Here is a 23,179-nt window from a genome sequence, read left to right on the forward strand (position 1 = left end):
ATGAAAAAGTTAAAAGTAATCATCAGTGGCGGCGGTACCGGAGGACATATTTTTCCGGCGCTGGCCATTGCCAATGAACTCAAGGCCCAGGTGCCCGAGGTCGATATTCTTTTTGTTGGAGCTAAAGGAAAAATGGAAATGGAACGGGTGCCCATGGCGGGATACCCAATTGTCGGTTTGCCGGTCATCGGGCTGCCCCGGAAGTTGTCGTTTAAACTGTTCAGCTTTTTCTGGTCGCTCAATAAAAGTATGATTGAGGCACGGAAGATTATTCGAAGTTTTCGGCCTGATGTGGTGGTCGGAGTGGGCGGATTTGCCAGTGGCCCGGTGTTGAAGGCCGCTTCGCGGAAAGGGATCCCGACCATCTTGCAGGAGCAAAACTCCTATGCCGGAAAAACCAATAAATGGCTTTCGAAGCGGGTGAAAAAGATTTGCGTAGCCTATCCCAACATGGAACGTTATTTTCCGAAGTGGCGGATCGTGCTCACCGGGAATCCATTTCGCCAAAACTTGTTGAATGAAGTGGACAAAAAAGAAGCTTACAAGTTCTATGAACTGGAAGAAGGTAAGCCCGTGATTTTGTTGATGGGTGGAAGTTTGGGGGCACGAACCCTGAATGAAAGCATTTTGTCCAATCTCGATTTGCTGGATCAATCGAATGTCCAGATTATATGGCAGTCTGGCTCTTATTATCATAAGGCCATCCTGGAGCGTTTTAATGGAAAGTTGAGGAAAAATATTCACCTGATCGAGTTTCTGTCGCGGATGGATTTGGCTTATGCAGCCGCTGATTTGGTGATTTCGCGTGCGGGAGCGAGCACCATTTCCGAAATCTGTCTGCTTGGGAAAGCATCGATTTTAGTACCGTCGCCCAATGTGGCCGAGGATCATCAAACCAAAAACGCCATGGCCTTGGTCGAAATTGAGGCGGCCATCATGGTAAAGGATGGCATGGCGGTGAAAGAACTGTTTCCGACAGCACTCGATCTGATTAAAGATGAAGAACGTATGAAAAAATTGTCGGAGAATAGCCTGAAAATGGCCAAGCCAAACGCAACGTCCGACATTGTGAAGGTGATTTTAAATGAAGTAAACAAGTAAATGGCAGGTTTAGCACATATCACACAGATCTATTTTCTCGGTATCGGTGGAATCGGGATGAGTGCGCTGGCACGCTATTTTAAGCACGCGGGCTACCAGGTGTCGGGCTATGACCGAACGGAGACCAAGCTCACGCGTCAGCTTCAATCCGAAGGAATTGATATTCATTATGACGATCGGCCCGATTGGCTGGCTAGTCATTTACAGCTTCACAAATCACTGGTGGTTTATACACCGGCAGTTCTAGCGGATTTAGGTGAGCGTGTTTTTATTGAAAATCAGGGTGTCCCCATGAAAAAGCGGTCGGAGGTTTTGGGTATGATCTGTTTCGAGAAACGGTGTTGCGCAGTAGCCGGCACACATGGAAAAACCTCCGTGTCAACCATGTTGGCGCACATTCTTCATACGTCGTCTTTGGGATGCACCGCTTTTCTGGGAGGAATCTCGAAGAACTACCAAACAAACCTGTTGTTGGACGAAGCAAGCGACTGGGTGGTGGCCGAAGCCGATGAATTTGACCGTTCTTTTCTGCGATTGTTTCCCAACCTGGCGGTCATCACCTCCATGGATGCCGACCATCTGGATATTTACGGAACGCAGCAAGCCATCGTCGATTCGTTTAACGCCTTTGCCGGGCAGGTGCAGTCGGGAGGTTCGGTCGTTGTAAAAAAAGGCTTACAGGTAATAAAAGATCCAGCAAAAAGCATCAGCTACTACACCTATTCGCTGAATGAGCGGGCTGATTTCTATGCTGAGAATATTGAGTTGGTGGACGAAGCCTACCAGTTCGACTTAATTCATCCGAAAGGGAGAATTGAAGGCATGCGCCTGAATTATCCGGGACTGATGAATGTGGAAAATGCCATTGCCGCTTCATCGCTGGCTTTGCTGGCCGGAGTCGACTCCGAAGAGTTGTTGGTCGCATTGGCTGCATACCAGGGTGTCAAGCGTCGTTTCGACATCCAGTACCGGAGTGAGCAATTCGTTCTGATTGACGATTATGCCCACCACCCTGCAGAGTTGAAAGCGACCATCGCATCGGTGCGTGACATGTTTGCCGGACGAAAGGTTACTGGCATTTTTCAGCCGCACCTGTATAGCCGCACGCGCGATTTTGCCGAAGGTTTTGCCCAAGAGCTGGATCAGCTGGATGAGATTATCTTACTGGATATTTATCCGGCGCGCGAAAAGCCAATTGCAGGAGTAAATTCTGAATTAATTTTCAATCAGATAAAAAATAAAAACAAACAACTCATCACCAAACAGGATCTGCCAGGCGTGGCTGAAAAATTGCAGGCTGGTGTCGTGCTGATGATGGGTGCAGGCGATATTGATACCCTGGTCGAACCGGTGAAATTGAAGTTAATGGAAATTGAACATGTTTAAGTCGTTTGTCAAAATAGGAATTTTTGCTTCGCTGGTGGCCCTGGTGGCCCTGAGTATGGCCTTTTCTTCGGGGCGGCTGGGCAAGGTCAGTTGCGATGAGCTGGTGGTGCTGATTGACAAGGATTCGCCTCGGTTTATTGATGAGGATGAAATTGCACGCTTAATCAAAAAGGCGGACAAAAGCTTGTTTGAAAAGAAGCTGAACGAGATCAATACCGAGCAGTTGGAGCATGAGTTGAAGAAGGAAACAACCATCCGGGAGATTGAGATTTACCGGCGAATTACCGGCGAAAATATGGAATTCAAAGGGAAGTTGATTGCTGAGGTATCGCAACGCGACCCGATTATGCGGGTTAGAAACGAGACGGAGGATTTCTACCTCGACCGTGCGGGCGTGCGGATTTCAGCCAGTCAGGCATTTGTGAGCAAGGTTTTGCTGGCCAGTGGATATGCCAGCGAAAAGTACGCGAGGGAGCAATTGTTGCCCTTGGTTGTTTTCATTCAGGAAAATGAATTTTGGAATGCTCAGATTGAGCAGTTGCAGGTCAATAAAAATGGAGAGCTGGTTTTGTCAACATTGGTCGGTGACCAGTTGATTGAATTTGGAAAACCATCGGATTTTGAACTCAAACTGAGAAACCTGAAAGCGCTTTACGATCAGGCATTTCCAAGAACCGGCTGGGATTTTTATTCGAAAATAAACTTGAAATATACCAATCAGGTGGTGTGCACAAAAAAATAGTGTATATGGGCAAGAGCGGGAAAATAATAGCAGCAGTTGATGTCGGGACAACCAAAGTGGTTGTGGTGGCCGGCAGAAAGAATGAGGATGGCAAGATTGAAGTTTTGGGATACGGCAAAGCGCGTTCCATGGGCGTGAAGCGCGGCGTTGTGCTCAACATTGACGAAGCCTTTTCCGCGATTCATGAGGCGATTCGGCAGGCCGAAGATGCTTTTCAGGGCGATATCGAAGAGGTGTATGTCAACATTGTCGGGCAGCAGTTAAAGACGCTGACCAACCAGGCCGAACGATACATTGGCGACCGTCGCATCGTGTCGGATGAAGATGTTGACGCCTTGTTTCAGCAGGTGAAAAAAGTCGATTTGCCCGAGGGATATAAGATTTACCATGTGGCGCCGCAGTTGTTTACCATCGACCACGAATCGGGTATTCCAAATCCGGTGGGCATGACCGGCGAACGCATGCAGGCGGAGTTCAAGCTCATGGTGGCGCCCGAATTGTACGAGACCAACCTGAAACTCTGCTTTGAACGGGCCGGCATAAACATCCGGCGGTCAATGATTGATCCCTTGGCATCATCCGAAATTTTGCTTTCGGAGGATGAGAAGGAAGCGGGTGTGGTTTTGCTTGATATTGGCGGAGGAACAACCAAAATGGCCATTTATCGCGATGGTGTACTGTGTTACTCGGCGCTGATTCCTTTTGGTGGCAACGTGATTACGCACGATATCAAGGAGGGATGCAGCATTCTGGCACGCCAGGCCGAATCGCTAAAAGTACAGTTTGGACAGGCGATGGGTGATTTTGCACCCGAAGACAAGGTGGTCACCATCCCGGGCATTTCAGGTTGGGAGCCCAAAGAAATTTCCTTTAAAAGCCTGGCTTTTATTATCCAGGCCCGTATGGAAGAAATCATCGAAGCCTTTTTCTTTCATCTTGAAAAATCGGGCTATATGGACCAGGTTGGGGCCGGCATTGTGCTTACCGGAGGAAGCGGCTTGCTGCCGAACCTCGGGCAGCTCATCAAGTTTCAAACGGGGCTTGATGTGCGTAAAGGCATTCCGCGTCTGAAGCTTGGGGAGCAATGGAAAGAATTGGAAGATCCGCGAAATGCAACGGTTCTGGGCTTGCTGACCACGGCCTTGAACGATATTGACAATGAAGAACCTGCGAAAGAATTTTTCTTTAAGCCGAAGAAAAAGAAAGTGCGCTCAACACAGCCTGGCTTTTTCTCGCAAGTGAAGAAAGAAGTGACCCGCCAGGTAACGCTGTTTTTTGAAGATGAACAGGATACGGAAATGTATTAACCTATAAAAATCCCCGGATATGACGGAGGACATTTTAAATTTCGGATTTCAGGAATCAAAGTCATCGATTATTAAAGTGATCGGGGTTGGTGGTGGCGGCTGTAACGCCGTAAATCACATGTTTGATGAAGGGATTGAAGGCGTTGACTTTTTGATTTGTAATACCGACGCCCAGGCCTTGCGCAACAGCCCGGTTCCGATTAAAATACAACTGGGTGTCACCCTTACCGAGGGACGTGGCGCAGGCAACCTGCCCATGCAGGGCGAACAGGCAGCCATTGAAAACCTGGATGATATTCGAAGTGTGCTGGAGGGAACAACCAAAATGTTGTTCATCACGGCCGGGCTGGGCGGTGGAACCGGAACGGGCGCAGCACCCGTGGTTGCCGAGCTGGCCCGCGAACTCGATATTCTGACGATTGCCGTGGTCACCATTCCTTCGCCGGCCGAGGGCAAGCGCCGGTTTCAGCAAGCGCTCGAAGGGGTGGAGAAACTGAAAAAAAATGTGGATAGTTTGCTGGTGATCAGCAACGAAAAATTACATAAAATTTATGGCGACCTTCCCGCGTCGCAAGCCTTTAAAAAGGCCGATAATATTTTGGGTACGGCCGTGAAAGGCGTGGCCGAGATTATCACGCTGCACGGAAACATCAACATTGACTATGCCGATGTGCACACGGTGATGGCGGGTAGCGAAGTATTTATCATGGGAACCGGCATTTCCGAAGGAGATGGCCGGGCGATGGATGCCGTCATGAAAGCACTCGAATCGCCCTTGCTGGATAGCAACGACATCAAAGGAACCAAAGATATTTTGCTGAATATCACATCAGGTGACGAGGAAATCCGGATGGGTGAAATTGGCGACATCATCGAATTTTTACAAGAGAAAGCCGGGCAGGATGCCAATATCATCTGGGGTAACAGTTTGGATAAAAAACTTGGAACCAAAGTGAGCGTTACGCTGATTGCTACCCGCTTCGATAAAAATCCAAACAGTTTGTTACAGGAGAAGAAGCCCAAAGAAGAGGTGCTTTTTGAAGAACAAGACATCGATATTAACCTGGAAGACGAGGATGAAAATCTGATTCCGGGATTTGAAAAAGAAATAGCGAAGCCGCAGAAAGCGGAAGCCATCAAACGAACAGCCAATTCCCGCAAGCAAAAAGCCAAGAGCAAAAGGGAGTTGGTCTCTGAACAAACCCAGGAAAGTGGAACAACCGACAGCTGGTTTCAACGGCAGTTTAACCGTTTTTTTGAGGATCAGGACGAAGAAATTGAGAACTAACAATTAAGAAAGAAAAGTCTATGTCAAGCGATATTATGAATTTCGATTTAAATAAAACTTCCGAAGAAATTATTAAGGTGATTGGTGTGGGAGGTGGTGGCGGAAATGCCGTAAACCACATGTTTCAGCAGGGCATCAAGGATGTTGGTTTCATGCTGTGCAATACCGACGAACAGGCGCTGAAAAATAGCCCGGTTCCGCTGAAGCTGCAGTTGGGCGAGTCGCTCACCGAAGGACGTGGTGCCGGAAACAAACCTGAAATTGGTAGAGAGGCAGCCATTGAAAGCATTGACGAGATTAAAAAGACCTTGAAATCGACGACCAAGATGGTTTTTATCACGGCCGGAATGGGCGGTGGAACAGGAACCGGAGCGGCGCCGGTCATTGCCGAAGCGTGCAAGGAGCTTGACATTTTGACGGTTGGCATTGTCACGCTGCCGTTCCGCAATGAGGGGCGACGGCGCATTAAGCAGGCCATTGACGGCATTGCTGAAATGGAGAACCATGTGGATTCCTTGCTGGTGATCAACAACGAACGCATTCGGGAGATGTATGGTGACTTTAAAATTTCAGAAGCCTTTGCCAAAGCCGACAATGTGCTGACCACCGCTGCCAAGGGAATTGCTGAAATTATCACGGTTCCCGGCTACATCAACGTGGATTTTGCCGATGTGGAAACCGTCATGCGCAACAGCGGGGTCGCCGTCATGGGCTCGGCCAAAGCTGAGGGCGAAAACCGGGCGCTGCGTGCAGTGGAAGAAGCTTTGAATTCACCGCTTCTGAACAACAACGACATCAATGGGGCCCGCAATATTTTGCTCAATATTACTTCAGGAAATGAAGAGGTGACCATGGACGAAATTGGAGAAATCACAGATTACGTGCAGGCCAAGGCCGGTCATGATGCGGACTTGATTTGGGGAAACGGACTGGATGACACTCTGGGACACGAAATCTCGGTGACCATTATCGCTACTGGCTTTAGTGTGAGTAGCATTCCGGAAATGATGGCTGCCCGCAAGGTGGAAAAAACCTATCATACCCTGATCGACGAGCCACAACCAACACCGCCGGTGCGTCCAAAACCCGAAGTGCGCGTTCCGTTTACCGGCGGCGAAGCCAAGCGCACAAGCATCAACCAGCAGTCGATTGAGTTTGAAATCAACAAACCCGTTGATGAATTTGACGAGTTGTATGGAAAAGCCAATGCTGACCCGAAGAAAGAGTACTCCGTGAAACTGGATTACTCTTCCTCATCGGACGAAGAGGTGGACGAACTGGAAAACATTCCGGCCTACCGAAGAAAAAAGGTGAACATTCAGAATATGAAAAAGAAGTTTGAAGAGAAACTGTCACGCTTCTCGCTTTCGCCTGATGATGATGACAATACCAAACTGCGGGACAACAACTCGTACCTGCACGATAAGGTGGATTGACGAGAAGGTGAGAAGGTGAGAGAGTGAGAGGGTGAGAGGGTGAGAATGTGGGAAAAGAGGATATTCCCTCGGTGAAACTCTGTGCAAAACTCCGTGTTCTCTGTGGTTGAGTTTTGAGCAGGTGAGAAGGTGAGAGAGTGAGAAGGTGAGAAGGTGAGACCACTGAAAAATGAAAACGGTGTGAAGAAATATTCAATGATGAATATTCAATATTCAATAACCAAGAAGGAAAGTGAGAACGTAAGCATTTATGAGAGAGAGGTCAACAGTGAATAACTCGAAACTTGAAACTCGAAACTTTAAAACTGATAAGATGAACTTATTTGATCAGATTAATGAAGATATCAAAGCGGCGATGAAAGCCCGCGAAAAAGAAAAGCTGGAAGCGTTGCGTGGAATCAAAAAAGTACTGCTCGAAGCACGGGTAGCCAAGGGCGCCGGAGCCGAGCTGGATGACCAGGAAGTGGTGAAGGTCGTGCAAAAGCTGGCCAAACAAGGCCGCGACTCGGCCACCATTTACCAGGAGCAGGGCCGCGACGATTTGTACCAGCAGGAAATGAAGCAGGTGGAGATTTTTGAAACCTACCTGCCTGAGAAAATGAGCGACGAGGTGCTGGAAGCCACCATCAAAACCATTATCCAGTCGGTTGGCGCGACGGGCATGAAAGACATGGGCAAGGTGATGGGAATCGCGTCTAAACAACTGGCTGGGCAGGCTGATGGGAAAGATATTGCCGATAAAGTGAAGGCGCTGCTTTCGGAGTAGTGAGCTTGTTTTTGTTCGGAAGCCACCTCACCCGGATTGTTTGCCATTCTGGAAATTAAAAATTGAAGGCCGTTGAAAACAGTTGAAGCCAATTGTTCTCAACGGCCTTTTCCGGGAATTCGTGCTACTCCGCTTCCAGCAGCCTATTCAAAATACTTTCCGGTGCTTTAAAAATAGTTCCATGCCGGGTACCTGCGGGGAAGCTGATTTGATCGTTGATCACTTCCCAGTTTTTCAAGTCGGTGCTGGCTACGGCTCCCATGTGGTGGCGGGTATATTCATCATAAAACAACACCCATTTGTCGCCAATTTTGGTTATGGTTGGTCCTTCCACCCAATCGGGCGTGATGGGTTCGCTGATGAGCTGGTAACCTTCCGTAAGTTGGTCGCTGGCAGCAATCCGAATGTGTTTCTTTGCCGGGGTCCGGGTTTCATCTTTCAGAAAAAGATAGTAAGTGTCGTCCACTTTTTGAATCACGGCGTCAATCACATTGAACCCTTCGTCGTATAGCAACTTGGTGTCGCTAAAGTTTTCAAAATCTTTGGTGGTGGTGTAGTACATCCGGTGATTGTATTTGTCGTCGCCCTGGGTGTCGCCTTCGGTGAAGCGGCCGGGAATGGTGGTTGCCCAGTAAATCAGGTATTGCTTGCTGTCCTCGTCGTAATAGAGCTCGGGCGCCCAGCAGTTGAGCGCTTCGGGTTCGTGCGCCATCACCGGAATGAATTTTTGCTCCGACCAGTTAATCAAATCTTCGGACCAGGCATAGCCGATTCCCTTGTCGTTCCAGCTTACGGTCCACACCATGTGGTATTTGCCATCGGGCCCCGGAATGATGCAGGGATCCCGCATCAGCTTGTCATCGGCCACCTGCGGCGTGAGAAATGATTCGTTGTTTTTCAGGGCTTCATAATGATAGCCATCGTAGCTGTAGGCCAGGTGCAAGCCGTCTTGCCCGTTGTCCTGAAAAAAGGAGAAGAGGTAAACTTCTTTTTCCGGAGCCTGGCAGCTAAGCAGGAAAAAGGCCAAAAAAGTACTCAATAGGATTGTTCTCATCGTATTAGTTTTGCTTCAAAAATAAGGAAAGCATTTTAAAAAATGCACCCTCAATTTGGTCGGTCGAAAAGTACAAACTGATTGTTTCAATAGCGTGGTTTGGCCATGGGATTTTGGATCTGACCAAATTTCCGGTCTGGGGTATTCTGTTCTGGTATTTTTTTTATCTTTACGCGTGGCAGGCGCGGATTATTTTTTATTCAGAATTCAAGAATATTTCTTTTTCGCGCATGCCACCTGGAATTGATGACGAATTTTCATATTGAAATCAATACCTGATTTTGCCGGGAGCGAGCTTGTGAAATATTTCCATCCGAGGTGATGATTAAAATTCATGCAGATTCCATGCGATACCAGACCATTAAAAAAACAAATTATTTACTGATGAAAATCTTATGAGAAGACTTCTGTTTTTATCACTTGTCATGCTGCTGACAGCAGCAGTTAGTCCCGTTTCAAGTCAGAACTTGAAGCTCAACGATTTGGAGTATTTCGAGACGCAGGGAGTCAACCTTCTGGTGTACAGCAACCTGTTTACCGGGGGGTTCAACGATGAAAAGAACGCCGGTATTGAATTGATCCACCATGGCGTTAGAACAGCGCAAGGCGGTGCTGTGCGACTTTCCAATACGCCGGAGCAGTGGGACTTGGTTCCTGCCATACCCAACCGAACAGTTGATCCGGAGTCGAACACCATTGAGGCGGTATTGCGGTATGAAGATTTCGATTTTGATTCGCGGGTGGTTGTCACGGCGAAGGGGACAGGTGTTGAGATCTCGGTTTACCTTGATCAACCCGTTCCGTCGGAATTGGAGGGGAGCGCCGGATTTAACCTGGAGTTTTTGCCTTCGCAGTATTGGGGTAAGACCTATTTGATGGATGGGCGTTTGAACCGGTTTTCCCGTTATGTGGTGGGGAACACCGTAACGCGGCCCAACAGTGAAAAATTGAAGCAATACAAAGGATACATCACCTACGACGACCGGGGTACCGGCCGATTTATCGACCCGCTTCCGCTGGAATCCGGCCGCAGCTTGCTTCTTGCGCCCGAAGATCCCGAGCGCATGGTGAAAATCACTTCGCCTGATGCTGATTTGCTGCTTTTCGACGGCCGTGTGCTGGCACAAAACGGCTGGTACGTTGTTCGTAGTTTACTTCCGGCAGGAAAAACAGGCAAGGTTTTAAGTTGGACCGTTGAACCAAACGCCATTGACGGGTGGATAAGAGAGCCAAATATTGGGTTCTCCCAAGTGGGCTACCTTCCTTCACAACCCAAAGTCGCGGTTATTGAACTCGACAAAAAGGACAAGCCGCTTGCAAAAGCATCGCTGTATAAAATTGACGCCGACGGCAAAGCTACTGAAGCGTTTAGTGGCAACATCGCAGCCTGGGGCGACTATTACAAGTACCACTACGTGAAATTCGATTTTTCTTCCGTTCACACACCCGGAATCTACTACATTCAGTATGGCGATTTTAAAACCAACAACTTCATAATCAACGATAACGTTTACGACAAGATTACCGACGCCACGAGCGATATCTGGATTCCAATACACATGAATCACATGTTTGTGAACGAGGCTTACCGGGTGTGGCACGGCGAGCCTTTTAAAGACGGTTATCTCCAGGCGCCGCCAAACACCGATCACTTTGACCTTCACAGGCAGGGGCCGACAACCGATACCGAATACGAAGCGCTGGAGTTGATTCCCGGATTAAACATAGGCGGTTTTTTCGATGCGGGTGATTTTGATATCGAGACCGGATCGAACATTGGCGTGGTGCAGAACTTTGTGCAAACATGGGAATATTTCAAACCGGAGCGCGACCAGACTTTTGTTGATCAGGAGCAACGTTACGTTGACCTTCATCGCCCGGATGGGACACCGGACATCTTGCAGTTTATCGAGCATGGAACGATGAACCTGGTGGCCCAGGCTGAGATTATTGGGCATATGGCTCAGACGCTTTCCAACGCGGTTCTCGACAATTACCACCACCTGGGCGACGCAGCCTCACTAACCGATGGCCTTCCATACAATCCAAACCTGGGTCCTTACGAAGTGGCCCCTGACGGCCGTTCGAGCGGAGTTAAGGATGATATGTGGGCGTTTACCAGCCGCAATCCCGGCCTCGATCTTAGGGCTGCAACCATGTTTGCCGCAGCAAGCCGGGCATTGAAGGGATATAATGACGATCTTTCAGAACGGGCGCTGCAGCAGTCGAAACGATTGTTGAAAGAGGCAACGGAATTGCTTGCCGATCAGCCGGAGGATTGGTCTGGCCGGGCACGCGGATCAGCCAATCTGGGCACCAATCTTCAACTGTATATTTCAACCGGCGAGCAGGAATACCTCGATAATTTCCAGGAACTGTTGTGGCCTGCACTTGATGATAACGTCAGCAGGACCATATTAACAGCTTTGCACGCCATTCCGCACCTGGATGCATCTTACAAAGAAAAGCTCAGTCCGTATGTTTTAAAGTACAAAGAATACATTGATGGGCTTGAAAAGGATAATCCGTACGGAGTTCCAATCGGCCTTGGCAACTGGGCAGGAGCAGGAGGTGTGGTGAACTTTGGCACCACCATTTGCTTTGCCAACAAATATTTTCCGGAGATTATCGACGCCAGCCATGCGTTCAAAACCACCAACTGGCTGTTTGGCTGCCATCCGTATCACAATTATTCATTGGTCGCGGCGGTGGGTGCGGCCCGTCCAAAAGCGGTATTCTATGGAAATAACCGGGCCGATTTTTCATTTATTCCGGGAAATGTTGCTCCTGGCATCTTGTTCCGGCAACCCGATCACTTCGAAAACTACGACGACTGGCCATTTTTGTGGGGACAAAATGAAGGCACGATTGGCGGAAATACCAGTTATTTAATTTTTGGATCAGCGTTTAGAAATCTAGTGAAATAGACTGAGTAAGCGGCGGAAGTTGTTTGTGGTTTAGTGAGGGTTTCACTTCGAGTGAAGCCCTCACGGGCAAGCTACAGGCCGACCATCCACATCGTGTGTCCGGCTTCCAGCTCCCGAGTTTCACCATGCACACCATATATGATGGCTTCCGGCACGTCCAATCCGACCATTCATACCCTGAACGCATGGTCCGGCACTCCCGATGTCACCATTCATACCCTGAATGATGGTTTCCGGCATTCCAAATGCACCATTCATGCCCTGAATGCACGGTCCGGCACTCCATACGTCATCATTCACGCCATGAACAATGGGTTCCGGCACTTTGAATCGCATGTTTATGCTGTGTTGTAAGCTTTTTTGCTGGTCGGGAGGGTGATTTTATGCCGGTTTTTTGGTTCCGCGGTACGAGTAGTAGGTGCTCACCAGCTCAATAGCCCGTTTGATGGCCTGGTTGATGGGTAGGCTTTCGTTGGCCAGTTGAAAATCGATGGCCGCCAGTTGCATGTAGTAGTCCTGAAACGGGGGCGCTTGCAGCAATTGGGCTGGTTTTAGCTCCTGGTAAGCTGGTGTTTCTTTCAGCGTTTTGCAGGTCACCATACGTTTTTGGTGCATTTTGTCGGAGGTGGTGGAATGGCCAAACAGGCGGCAAATCAGCCCGCGGTATTCATATTCGGTGCAGCCCCAGCCATCAAGGCTGAGCGGCGTGAAGATGCCGCAGATTGTATTTTCTGCCCGTAATTCCAGCTCGTCGTAAAAGGCGTCGGCTTTATCGGTTTGGTGCAAGTGGTAAGCCAAGGGTAAAAACTCGAGCGGGCTGGCATAAATGTCCTTTTTTAGGCAACAAAGCGAACAACCAGCAGGACATTCCATTTGGGAGGCTTTTCGAAATTCTTCGGAATGCAGGGCTGCTGCTTTCAGCACTTTCTGCACGCGTTTAATTTTTTTGATCATCGTGTATTACTTCACAAAAACAAGCTAAAATGAGGCGCTAAATGTAATCATTTGGATGATTTGTGCGACGAAAAAAATGATCCGCTCGCTGAAAAAATAATGATGGGAATAACCGCACATTTTTTCAAGAAGATCTTCTCCTTTTCAAGAGCCTGTGCGGCTTCTGACGGAAGGAGTACCCGAGCGCAGCGAGGGGAGGTGCTTGGTGACTCTTCCGGCTCCGATGATCTGAACCACCTTCCCCTGTTTGCCAAAGCCAAATCCTCGCAGGCCACACGAAGCCCTTGTCAGAAGCGTCTTTCCGTCCGACAACCGGCGGATCGGAATCTGCCTGAGAACTTAATAGAACGTTCAAATCCTCAAGCCCCTCACTTCGCCATCAGGTGAAAATGTGAGTGGCCCGGCTGGGATACTTTCTTCCTCTTACTGCCTGGCAATCCGTTTATCTACTTCGGCTTTGTAGCTCCGGCCGATGGGGACTTTATGTGTCCCGAGCTCAACCAGGCCCGGAAGCAGGGAGCTGACTTTGTCAATGGAAATGATATAACTTCGGTGAACCCTGAGAAATCGATTCTGCGGAAGTTGTTCTTCGAGGTGGCTGATCCGCTCCTTGACGGTGATTTTCCCCTTTTCGGTGTGAACCAGGACATAATCGCCATAGCTCTCCAGGTAAACGAGTTCGTTGAATGAAACCTTGTGTAGTTTTTTGTCGGCTTTGACGAACAAGTGGTCTGCCGGCAGGTTCTGGGTCAAGTCGGTTACGGATGACGCTGTTTCGTTGACCCGTTGATAGAACCGGTTGATGGCTTTGGAGAATCGAAGCAGCGAGATGGGTTTCAAAAGATAATCGATCACATCCAGTTCGAAAGCTTCAATGGCATAGTCGCGGTAGGCCGTTGTGAAGATCACTTTGGGCGGGTGGTTCAGGTTTTTCAGAAATTCCACGCCGGTAATCTGTGGCATCTGGATGTCGAGAAACAGCAAATCGACCTTGGTTTTCGACAGCACTTCAATGGCTTCGATGGCATGATTGCATTCGCCCACCAGCCGCAGGTTCTTGAATTCCGACAGGTGGTTTTTAATCACCCGGATGGCAATCGGTTCGTCGTCAACAATCAGGCAGTTGTAGTTTAGTTTGTCCATTGGTTTTTTTCTTGAATTTCTGTTGTCACGTCCAGTTGCAATTGAAGCTTAATTTCGAAGGTCTGGTCACCGGGGATGATTTCTAACTGGTGCGCATTGGGATAAATGAGCTCCAGCCGTTTTTGTACGTTTTTCAAGCCGATTCCCTCGGTGTATTCGTCATTCTTATCATGTGCCGGGTTGCGGCTGTTGCGAACGCGAAGTTTGAATTGCCGGCCATCAATGCGAATGTGAATGTGAACGAAAGGATTCTCAATGGACTTGCTGACCCCATGCTTGAAAGCGTTCTCGAAAAAGGCCAGCAACAACATGGGCGCAATTTCCAGTTGCTCGGGCTCTCCATCCAGGACGAATTCAAGTTTCAGTTGATTTCCGTAGCGCAGTTTTTCAATCTCCAGGTAGTTGCTGAGGTGTGCCAACTCGCTTTTGAGACTTACCTTGGGGCGGTTGCATTTATAGAGCATGTAATCCATCAAGTCCGACAGCTTTAACACCAACTCCGGCGCCAGATCCGACTTTTCAAGTGTTAACCCGTAGAGGTTGTTGAGCGTGTTGAAAAGAAAATGCGGATGGATTTGCGCCCGCAGCAATTTCAGCTCCGACTCCCGCAGTTTGAGGTTGGTTTCCAACTGAGTTTTTTCGAGCCGCGTGTTTTCCTTTTTGATTTCGAAAGCCCGCTTCACCTGTTCAATGGCCACAAAAGCCAGGATGATAAAGTACAGGCCAACCAACAGGAAAACCACGTCGAACGAAGTGGGATCAAGCTTGTAAAACTGGAAATCGCTGACCGTAACAAACACAAACATGCTAATGACCAGCTCGGCCCAAAGCGTAAACACAAAGGTATAGACCAGGAAAAGCAAAAACCGCCAGGGATGGCCCTTGAATAGAAAGCGTGGAATGAGGAAGTAGTTCAGAAAGTAGCTGGTGCCCATCGCCAGCGGAAACAAGAGCGATGCAAAAATAATGGTGGTTTGATAATCGCGGTTGGCACGTCCAAAAAACAAAATGAAAAACAAGTACGAAATCACCCAAAACAGGAGATGTTGTCCGACCTTCATCAAGTTGGCGGGAACAAACTGGGGGGAACTTACTTTTGGGATGATCTTCATATTTTCGTTCAATCGAAGCCTCAAATTACTGAAAAAATAGGATGAAACGGAAAGAATGTCGACGAATAACCTCAAATCGCCCCCGAATGCAATCAATCGCCGCTTCGACGTCGGGCGTGTCGCTCGCGGTTGTTTCATTCCACATTCGTGTCGTTGATCGATAAAATTCACTTTAAAAAGCAGGGGAGCGTACTATTGCTTTCAGTATTTCACCTTAAATTTAACGATTATGAGACTATTTGATTTATTTTACGAAGGAGGCCCCCTGTTTATGGCGATTGTGACCATTTGGGGAATTGGCATGCTGGTGTTCACCGCGCAAAAGGTTCTTCACTTTTTTGTGCAGGATAAAGTCACCAAAAGCGGACTGGGTTTAATTTTACTTTTTGGAAGTTTGGCCATCGTCACCGGATTTTTGGGACAGGCCATCGGATTGATTATGGCTTTCGATGCCATTGAAGTCGTAGGCGATGTTTCTCCTGCCTTGGTTGCCGGCGGATTAAAAGTGAGTATGATTGCCCCGGTTTACGGCACCATTCTCTTTATCTTTTCACTCATTTTTTGGGGGGCACTGAAGGAAGTGTACACCCGCAAAACTCAGGGCTGACGAAAGCGAGTAAGGCGTTTGTTTCGGAAGGTGTTTTCCGGAACAAACGCTTTTTTAAATGGCGTGGACTTCACGATACCAGTCCACAAAGTTTTGTACGCCTTCTTCGAAGGAATATTGCGGGTTGTAGTTCAAGAGCTTTTTGGCTTTTTCGATGTTGGCAAAGGTAATGTCCACATCGCCGGCCTGCATGGGCAGTTGCTTAATGTTGGCTTTTACGCCCGTTGCTTTTTCAATGGCCGCAATCATATCGGTCAGTTTCACCGGCTGGTTGTTGCCCAGGTTGACGGTTTCGTAAACCGTTTCGTGGGTATTCAGGTAAGTGATCGCCCCTTGGATTCCGGCCACCGTGTCTTCGTAATAGGTGTAGTCGCGCGAGGTACTGCCATCGCCAAACATCGGGATTTCCTGGCCGCTTAGAATCAGTTTGGTGAATTTATGAATGGCCAGGTCGGGGCGCTGCCGCGGGCCAAACACGGTAAAAAAGCGCATGTTAATGATGTCCAATCCATACAAGGCATGATAAGTGTAATTGATCAGTTCACAAGCTTTTTTGCTAAACGCGTAAGGCGAAATCGGCTGACTTACATCCTGTCCTTCGTGAAACGGCGTTTCTTTGGTGTTGCCATAAACCGATGATGACGAAGCAAAGGCCATCTTTTTAATGCCCTTGTTTTTCATCACATCCAGCACATTTTGCGTGGCCAGAATGTTGGCCCGGATATAACCTTGCGGATCTTCGATGGATGGGCGAACGCCGGCTTTCCCGGCCAAGTGCACAATCACATCAATCGACTCGTTTTCCAGCGCCTGGCTCAAGGCATCCAAATCAGCCAAATCAACTTCAACAAAGCGAAAATTGGAATGATTTTTAAACGTTGACAGGTTGCGTTCTTTGACCTGCCGATCGTAGAAGGGGTCGAAATTGTCGATTCCAATGACTTGGTTGCCGTTGGCCAGCAACTTTTCACTTAAGTGCGATCCGATAAATCCGGCACATCCGGTGACGACGATGGTTGATTGCATACGCTTGACTATTTTTAATGATTGTCCTCTTTCATACCTATTTGTTCATTCATGGTTGTCAAATTCTTGTCATTGATCGTTTCAAAACAAATTAATGACCGCCTAATGACCATTGAATGACTTTTTAATGACAGGCGGTAATCTTGCGGATATTCATCTGGTTTTATTTTATTTTCCCCGAAACGAAAGCAATGAGCTTATTCAGCACCGGGATATTTAAACGACTAAACAGGCTTCGTTTGTTGTAATGAATTAGAATATTCCGAAGATACACAAACATGCCCAAACTGTGGGCCGCCACCAATACCGGGTCGAGCCGGAACACGCCGTAAACAAAATTCATGGCTGATCCGACAATGCTGATGATCCAAAATCCCAGCGGCAGAATGGATTCTTTCCGGTTTTCGGAATAAATCCATTGGTAAAAGAAACGCGAAATAAACACGATCTGCGCGGCGATACCCCAAATCATCAACAACAGCGGGTTGTTTTCGTTGCTGAAAAAGGTGGCCAGCGAATACTCCGTCCCGAAAAACAGGTAGGCCAGAATAATGGCGGGCGTCAGCAAAATGCCGGTGCGCATCAGCAGGGACATCGGTTTCCAGTCGTTCTTGAGCTGGATGTTCCGGACATAAATAAAGTAAACCAGGATTTGTCCGACCAGGATCGCTGCGTCGTTGCGCAGGATACCGTAGGTGAGCATTAAAACCGATGCCAGCAGGCTGATTTTCCAGAACAGGGTGGGCGACAATACTTTCCCTTCGTGCTCCGACTTAAACCACTGAATAATCGTCCTTCCGAAGAACAAAATTTGGCTCAGAAATCCGATGCTGTATATCAGGTAATCTTTCATTTCTAAACTTAACTGTAAGCGCTGCAAAGATAACTGAAATCCCACGCCAGCTGACTTTTTTACTTCCTTATTCGAAACGGTGGCTGGAAAACTTAGGAAATTATTAAACTTTCCTAACGGAATCGGCTTTCTATTATTGTTATCGTTTTTTGAATATCTTTGCGGCGAAGCCCGCAGGGAGTAATTGAAAGAAAGCTTTTTATATCAATGAAGAATATTCGCAACTTTTGCATCATCGCCCATATTGACCATGGAAAAAGTACTTTGGCCGACCGCCTTTTGGAGGTGACCAAAACAGTGAGTGAACGCGACATGAAAGAGCAAGTGCTTGATAACATGGACCTGGAGAAAGAACGCGGCATTACCATCAAGAGCCACGCCATTCAGATGGACTATGAGCAGGATGGTGAAAAATATGTGTTGAACCTGATTGATACGCCCGGACACGTTGACTTTTCGTACGAAGTATCCCGATCCATTGCGGCTTGCGAAGGGGCTTTGCTCATCATCGACTCCACCCAGGGAATCCAGGCGCAGACCATTTCGAACCTGTACCTGGCCATTGAGCACGATTTGGAAATTATTCCGATTCTGAATAAAATGGACCTGCCCAATGCCATGCCCGAAGTGGTGGAAGATCAAATCATCGATCTGATTGGTTGCGACCGCGAAGACATTATCCGTGCCAGTGGAAAAACAGGCGAAGGTGTGGACGACATCCTGCGGCGGATCGTGGAAGTGATTCCGGCACCCAAGGGCGATCCGGAAGCACCGCTCGAAGCGCTGATCTTCGACTCAGTCTTCAACTCCTTTCGCGGAGTGATCGCTTATTTCAAAATTGTAAACGGAACGATCAACCAGGGTGATGCGGTGAAATTTGTCAACACCAAAAAAGAATACGATGCCGATGAGATTGGAGTACTTCGCCTGGGCATGGAGAAGCGTAAGACGCTCAGCACCGGCGATGTGGGCTACATCATTTCGGGAATTAAAACGGCCAAGGAAGTGAAAGTGGGTGACACCATTACGCACAAAGCGCGTCCCTGCCCAAAAGCAATTGAAGGTTTCGAAGAAGTGAAACCGATGGTTTTTGCCGGCGTTTATCCCATTGATTCAGACGACTACGAGGACCTGCGTTCAGCGATGGAGAAATTGCAACTGAACGATGCTTCGCTTACCTACGAGCCGGAATCATCTGCAGCCCTGGGCTTCGGCTTTCGTTGTGGTTTTTTGGGCATGCTGCACATGGAAATCATCCAGGAACGCCTCGACCGCGAGTTTGACATGAACGTCATCACCACGGTGCCCAACGTGTCGTACAAAGTGCACACCACCAGTGGCGAAACCATTACCGTATACAATCCCTCCGGATTGCCTGCGACGACTACCATCGACGATATTGACGAACCTTATATTCGCGCACAGATCATTACCAAGTCGGATTTTATTGGACAGGTGATGACCTTGTGTTTGGACAAGCGCGGAACACTCATCAACCAAAATTACCTGACAGCTGAGCGGGCCGAATTGTCGTTCGACCTTCCGCTGGGTGAAATTGTCTTCGACTTTTACGATAAGTTGAAATCAATATCGAAAGGCTACGCTTCGTTCGATTACCACATCACGGGTTACAAACCGGCCAAACTGGTGCGCCTGGATATTTTATTGAATGGCGAAATGGTAGACGCGCTTTCTTCTTTGATTCACTTCGACAATGCGTATCCCATGGGGCGTCGCATGTGCGAAAAACTGAAGGAGCTGATCCCGCGCCAGCAGTTCGACATTGCCATTCAGGCAGCCATTGGCGCCAAAATTATTGCCCGCGAAACCGTGAAAGCCGTTCGGAAAGACGTAACAGCCAAATGTTATGGGGGTGATATTTCGCGGAAACGCAAACTACTCGAAAAGCAGAAAAAGGGGAAGAAACGCATGAAGCAGGTGGGCAACGTAGAAGTGCCGCAAAATGCCTTTATGGCCGTGCTGAAGCTGGATTAGCAGGCCAGGCTGGATTCTTGATACTCGATTCTTGATACTCGATTTTTGATTCTGGATTCTGGATTCTTGATACTGCCGGCTGGATGAGTCATCCTGAACTTGGTTCAGGATCTTCTGTCCACTCGCTGAAAGCTCGTTGCTGTTATCTGCTGTTGCCGGGTGCCGCAGCTCCGACTTTCAATCTGTAGTCAAAACAGAGATTTGAAAACTTCAAGCACCTTGAATCGAAAATCCCTGCTGGCAGTATGACTGGATTTGAGTAAAATTAAATAAAACAATCCTGCTATGAACGACTTATCCAAAGAATCAAAAGACCAATCTGCAGACAAAAATCCGGTTCCTAAAGTAACAGGAATTGGGGGAATCTTCTTTTTCTCGGAAGACCCGGAAGAAACAAAAAAGTGGTACGCCACCAATTTAGGACTCGAAGTGAATGAATGGGGATCGAGCTTTGAGTTTCGAAATGCTCATCAGCCTGATGAAATTAATTACCTGCAGTGGAGCCCATTCAAGCAAGACAGTGATTATTTTTCGCCTTCAAAAAAAGAATTCATGGTTAACTGCCGGGTGCAACAGATTGAAGCACTGGTGGAAAAGCTAAAGGCGAACGGCGTAACCGTCGTGGATGAAATTACCAGCTATGACTATGGGAAATTCGTTCATCTGATGGATCCGGATGGCAACAAAATTGAGCTTTGGGAACCCGTTGACCGTGTATTTACCGAAATGGGAGGAAAGACAACCAAGTAAACTCAACGTTTTCGCTGATCCGAAAACCCAAAGCAACGCCGCTCTGATCGAAATTGTTAATTTTACAGGAATTAGCGTAAGCAACGATGAAAAATTTCGACCGAAAAAAACATTGGGAAACCATTTACAAAACCAGGCCGCTGAACGAAGTGAGCTGGTTTGAACCCGTGCCCAAAACATCACTCGATTTTTTCAAACAATTTCAGGTGTCCAGGCAGGCTAAGATTATTGACATTGGAGGTGGCGACAGTCTGTTGGTCGATCATTTACTTGACCAGGGCTATTGCGATCTGACCGTGCTTGATATTTCGGAAGCAGCCATCGAACGTGCGAAGGAACGTTTGGGAGAGCGGGCTTCAATGGTGAAATGGATCGTAGCGGATGCCGCCACTTTTCAACCCGACGAAAAGTACGACTTTTGGCACGACCGGGCGGCTTTTCATTTTCTTACCCAGGAGCAGGAAGTATCCAACTACCTCGGTATCGCCCAAAAAAGTATCTGCCCAAACGGGATTTTGGTTATCGGGACCTTTTCGGAACAAGGACCGGAAAAATGTAGCGGCATCGAAATCAAACGATATTCGGAAGATGCCATGACGAAGCTGTTGAACGCATTTTTTGAGAAAATCAGGTGCATCACCGTGGATCACCAAACTCCCTTCAGTACCATTCAAAATTTTGTGTTTTGCAGTTTCAGAAAGTTGAATACGGCCTGATACCAAAAAGGGGGTAAACGGATCGAGACCCGAGGCGAAATAATTAAGAAATTGTTGTACTTTCATATTGAAAATTCGAATGTGCGCGCGTTTTGTCCGTTTCTGTGTTTAAAATGAAACCATATGGAGTTACCCCTTCTAAAAGATATCGTCATCATTTTTGCCCTGTCAACTTTTGTAAACTTCTTATTTACAAAGATAAAGATCCCCACCATCATTGGTTATCTGTTGACCGGGGTAATTACCGGCCCTTATTTTCTTGGCATTGTGGGCTCAAACCACCAGATCGAGTTGCTGGCTGAAATTGGGGTCATTTTGCTAATGTTTACCATTGGGCTTGAGTTTTCAATCAACCATTTATTACGAATTCGTAAAATCGTCTTTTTTGGCGGTTTCATGCAGTTGATCCTCACGGCAGGGATCACGATGCTGGTGGCGCGGCTTTATAACTTAAGCTGGCCGGGAGCTTTGTTTGTGGGTTTCCTGACGGCCTTGAGCAGTACCGCCGTTGTGCTGAAGTTGATGCAGGAGCGCTCCGAAATTACTTCGAACTATGGACGGACGGTGTTGGGAATCCTCATCTTTCAGGATGTGATTCTCATTCCCTTGCTCTTGTTTACACCCATGTTGGGAAGCGAAGCGTCGGATGTTGGCGGACAGTTGCTGCCACTGTTGGGTAAAACCGTGGTTTTGGTCGGAATGGTGTACGTTGGAAACCGTTGGCTCATGCCTAAATTGCTGCAGATGGTGGCGCTCACCAAAAACCAGGAGTTGTTTATGATGAGCATCTTTGCCATTTGTCTGTCCGTTGCTCTGCTAACTTCGGAGATGGGCATCTCGCTGGCCTTTGGAGCGTTCCTGGCGGGTTTAATGATTTCGGAGTCAGAATACAGCGACAACGCATTTGGTCATTTAATTCCGTTTAAAGATACCTTTACCAGCTTTTTCTTCGTCAGTATTGGATTGCTGCTCGATCTTAGTTTTGTTGGCGAACACCTGATGTTGGTATTTTCGACGGTCTTGCTGGTGCTGGTCATTAAAATGGTGATTGCGGGCGGAACAGCATTTTTGCTTGGACATACTTTTCGTGGAACCATCATGGTTGGATTTGCACTTTGCCAGGTGGGTGAATTCTCATTTATCCTGGCGCAGTCGGGTTTGAAGTATAACATTATTCCGGATTATTATTACCAGCTGTTTCTGGCTGTGGCCATTATCAGCATGTCGGTTACCCCTATTTTGATGATGATTTCGCGCCCGACTGCCGATTTAATGCTGAAATTGCCGATCCCAAAAATTTGGGTCGATGGCATGTTCCCACTGCCTCAGATTGAAGTGCCGGCGCTTGAAAACCATGTGGTGTTTGTTGGGAAGGATTCGCGTTCGCTCAATTTGTCGGTGATGGCGAAGTATCTGAAAATGCCCTACATCTCGATCATTTTTGATCCGGGCATTGTCAAAAAACTTCAGGAAAAAGGAGAGACCGTGATTTATGGCGATGCCAACAATGAACCCATCCTGGAAAAGGCCCACATCAAAACGGCCGATGTGGCGGTTGTTTCGGTGGGAAACTTGATTGTGTCTATGGCGGTTGTCGATAAAATTCGTCAACTCAACCCGCATGTTTTCATCATTGTTCGAACCAAAAAAGTAGTGGACATTGAAGAATTGTATAAGCTCGGTGCCAACCAGGTGATTCCCGAAGAGTTTGAAACGGCGATTGATTTGTTTGAACGGGTGCTGAAAAAGCGCTTGGTTCCCCAGCGCGAAATTAACCGGGTGATTGCCAAAATCAGGAACGATCATTACGGTATTTTCCGCGACACCACCAACCAGTCCGACGAGTTATTTAAAGAACTGCCAAACCTTGAAATTATGGCTTTAAAAGTTCGCGAAGGTTCATTTGTGATTGGCAAGTCCATCAGCGAAATCAAGTTCCGCAAGGTTTTTGGTGTGACCCTGGTCGCCATCCTCCGGAAAGATAAGCTGATTGAGCATCCCGACGGAAACAAGAAG

Annotated in this window: 20 protein-coding genes; 14 read left to right on the plus strand and 6 right to left on the minus strand. The window is 47.8% G+C overall.

Translation table 11 applies throughout. The features are described from left to right. The 7 genes from murG to NC99_RS21445 all read left to right on the plus strand — a co-directional run bounded on the left by murG (position 1) and on the right by NC99_RS21445 (position 8,026). Positions 1 to 1,101: an undecaprenyldiphospho-muramoylpentapeptide beta-N-acetylglucosaminyltransferase gene (gene murG, locus NC99_RS21415; RefSeq protein ID WP_053189069.1), complete on the plus strand. Its 1,101-nt coding sequence runs from the start codon at positions 1 to 3 to the stop codon at positions 1,099 to 1,101. Next, positions 1,102 to 2,487 (plus strand): UDP-N-acetylmuramate--L-alanine ligase, encoded by a 1,386-nt coding sequence (murC, locus tag NC99_RS21420; protein WP_053189072.1) that lies wholly within the window; start codon positions 1,102 to 1,104, stop codon positions 2,485 to 2,487. After that, complete coding sequence (locus NC99_RS21425) at positions 2,480 to 3,229, plus strand: cell division protein FtsQ/DivIB (RefSeq protein ID WP_053189075.1); 750 nt, start codon at positions 2,480 to 2,482, stop codon at positions 3,227 to 3,229. The genes murC and NC99_RS21425 overlap by 8 nt, the downstream gene beginning before the upstream one ends. Positions 3,230 to 3,234: 5 nt before the next feature. Beyond that, complete coding sequence (gene ftsA, locus NC99_RS21430; RefSeq protein ID WP_157625149.1) at positions 3,235 to 4,536, plus strand: cell division protein FtsA; 1,302 nt, start codon at positions 3,235 to 3,237, stop codon at positions 4,534 to 4,536. A 19-nt stretch (positions 4,537 to 4,555) separates the two neighbouring features. Next, a complete protein-coding gene (gene ftsZ / locus NC99_RS21435; RefSeq protein ID WP_053189081.1) occupies positions 4,556 to 5,824 on the plus strand; it encodes a cell division protein FtsZ in 1,269 nt (422 codons plus the stop codon). A gap of 20 nt (positions 5,825 to 5,844) precedes the next feature. Next, positions 5,845 to 7,260 carry a cell division protein FtsZ gene (gene ftsZ, locus NC99_RS21440; protein WP_053189084.1) on the plus strand — a complete coding sequence of 472 codons (1,416 nt, stop codon included), beginning with the start codon at positions 5,845 to 5,847 and terminating at the stop codon, positions 7,258 to 7,260. A gap of 313 nt (positions 7,261 to 7,573) precedes the next feature. After that, positions 7,574 to 8,026: a GatB/YqeY domain-containing protein gene (locus NC99_RS21445; RefSeq protein ID WP_053189086.1), complete on the plus strand. Its 453-nt coding sequence runs from the start codon at positions 7,574 to 7,576 to the stop codon at positions 8,024 to 8,026. A 124-nt stretch (positions 8,027 to 8,150) separates the two neighbouring features. Here the strand turns inward: NC99_RS21445 and NC99_RS21450 are convergent, their stop codons facing one another. Further along, entirely contained in the window at positions 8,151 to 9,080 is a 930-nt protein-coding gene (locus tag NC99_RS21450; RefSeq protein WP_053189089.1) for a glycoside hydrolase family 43 protein, read from the minus strand. A gap of 395 nt (positions 9,081 to 9,475) precedes the next feature. Here NC99_RS21450 and NC99_RS21455 point away from each other — a divergent pair, with 395 nt between their 5' ends. Further along, the gene (locus NC99_RS21455) at positions 9,476 to 12,007 is read left to right on the plus strand and encodes a cellulase N-terminal Ig-like domain-containing protein (RefSeq protein ID WP_053189092.1); all 2,532 of its coding nucleotides are present in this window, start codon (positions 9,476 to 9,478) and stop codon (positions 12,005 to 12,007) included. A gap of 138 nt (positions 12,008 to 12,145) precedes the next feature. After that, positions 12,146 to 12,361, plus strand: coding sequence for a hypothetical protein (locus NC99_RS21460; RefSeq protein ID WP_053189095.1), 216 nt, complete (start codon positions 12,146 to 12,148; stop codon positions 12,359 to 12,361). A gap of 27 nt (positions 12,362 to 12,388) precedes the next feature. Here the strand turns inward: NC99_RS21460 and NC99_RS21465 are convergent, their stop codons facing one another. From NC99_RS21465 to NC99_RS21480, 3 genes are all read right to left on the minus strand, one after another. Next, on the minus strand, positions 12,389 to 12,961 hold the full coding sequence (locus NC99_RS21465; RefSeq protein ID WP_053189098.1) for a CxxCxxCC domain-containing protein: 573 nt from the start codon (positions 12,959 to 12,961) through the stop codon (positions 12,389 to 12,391). 423 nt (positions 12,962 to 13,384) lie between these two features. Beyond that, positions 13,385 to 14,104 (minus strand): LytR/AlgR family response regulator transcription factor, encoded by a 720-nt coding sequence (locus tag NC99_RS21475; RefSeq protein ID WP_053189104.1) that lies wholly within the window; start codon positions 14,102 to 14,104, stop codon positions 13,385 to 13,387. Next, positions 14,092 to 15,216: a sensor histidine kinase gene (locus NC99_RS21480; RefSeq protein ID WP_053189107.1), complete on the minus strand. Its 1,125-nt coding sequence runs from the start codon at positions 15,214 to 15,216 to the stop codon at positions 14,092 to 14,094. Before NC99_RS21480 ends, NC99_RS21475 begins: the two co-directional genes overlap by 13 nt. Before the next feature lie 229 nt (positions 15,217 to 15,445). Here NC99_RS21480 and NC99_RS21485 point away from each other — a divergent pair, with 229 nt between their 5' ends. Continuing rightward, on the plus strand, positions 15,446 to 15,823 hold the full coding sequence (locus NC99_RS21485) for a MotA/TolQ/ExbB proton channel family protein (RefSeq protein WP_053189110.1): 378 nt from the start codon (positions 15,446 to 15,448) through the stop codon (positions 15,821 to 15,823). A 54-nt stretch (positions 15,824 to 15,877) separates the two neighbouring features. Here NC99_RS21485 and NC99_RS21490 read toward each other — a convergent pair whose 3' ends face one another. Both NC99_RS21490 and NC99_RS21495 read right to left on the minus strand, forming a co-directional pair. Then, on the minus strand, positions 15,878 to 16,849 hold the full coding sequence (locus tag NC99_RS21490; protein ID WP_053189113.1) for a GDP-mannose 4,6-dehydratase: 972 nt from the start codon (positions 16,847 to 16,849) through the stop codon (positions 15,878 to 15,880). A gap of 163 nt (positions 16,850 to 17,012) precedes the next feature. Continuing rightward, the gene (locus NC99_RS21495) at positions 17,013 to 17,702 is read right to left on the minus strand and encodes a lipid-A-disaccharide synthase N-terminal domain-containing protein (RefSeq protein WP_082326641.1); all 690 of its coding nucleotides are present in this window, start codon (positions 17,700 to 17,702) and stop codon (positions 17,013 to 17,015) included. A gap of 207 nt (positions 17,703 to 17,909) precedes the next feature. On the opposite strand from NC99_RS21495, the gene lepA reads away from it, so the two are divergent. The 4 genes from lepA to NC99_RS21515 form a co-directional block, all read left to right on the plus strand. Then, positions 17,910 to 19,697 carry a translation elongation factor 4 gene (gene lepA, locus NC99_RS21500; RefSeq protein ID WP_053189115.1) on the plus strand — a complete coding sequence of 596 codons (1,788 nt, stop codon included), beginning with the start codon at positions 17,910 to 17,912 and terminating at the stop codon, positions 19,695 to 19,697. Positions 19,698 to 19,982: 285 nt separating this feature from the next. Further along, positions 19,983 to 20,447, plus strand: a complete 465-nt coding sequence (locus NC99_RS21505; RefSeq protein WP_053189119.1) for a VOC family protein — start codon at positions 19,983 to 19,985, stop codon at positions 20,445 to 20,447. An 86-nt stretch (positions 20,448 to 20,533) separates the two neighbouring features. Next, complete coding sequence (locus tag NC99_RS21510) at positions 20,534 to 21,163, plus strand: class I SAM-dependent methyltransferase (protein WP_053189122.1); 630 nt, start codon at positions 20,534 to 20,536, stop codon at positions 21,161 to 21,163. Between the two features lie 123 nt (positions 21,164 to 21,286). Then, on the plus strand, positions 21,287 to 23,179 hold a 1,893-nt coding region (locus tag NC99_RS21515), incomplete at its 3' end, for a cation:proton antiporter domain-containing protein (protein ID WP_053189125.1).

Source organism: Sunxiuqinia dokdonensis (assembly GCF_001270965.1).
Taxonomy (GTDB): domain Bacteria; phylum Bacteroidota; class Bacteroidia; order Bacteroidales; family Prolixibacteraceae; genus Sunxiuqinia; species Sunxiuqinia dokdonensis.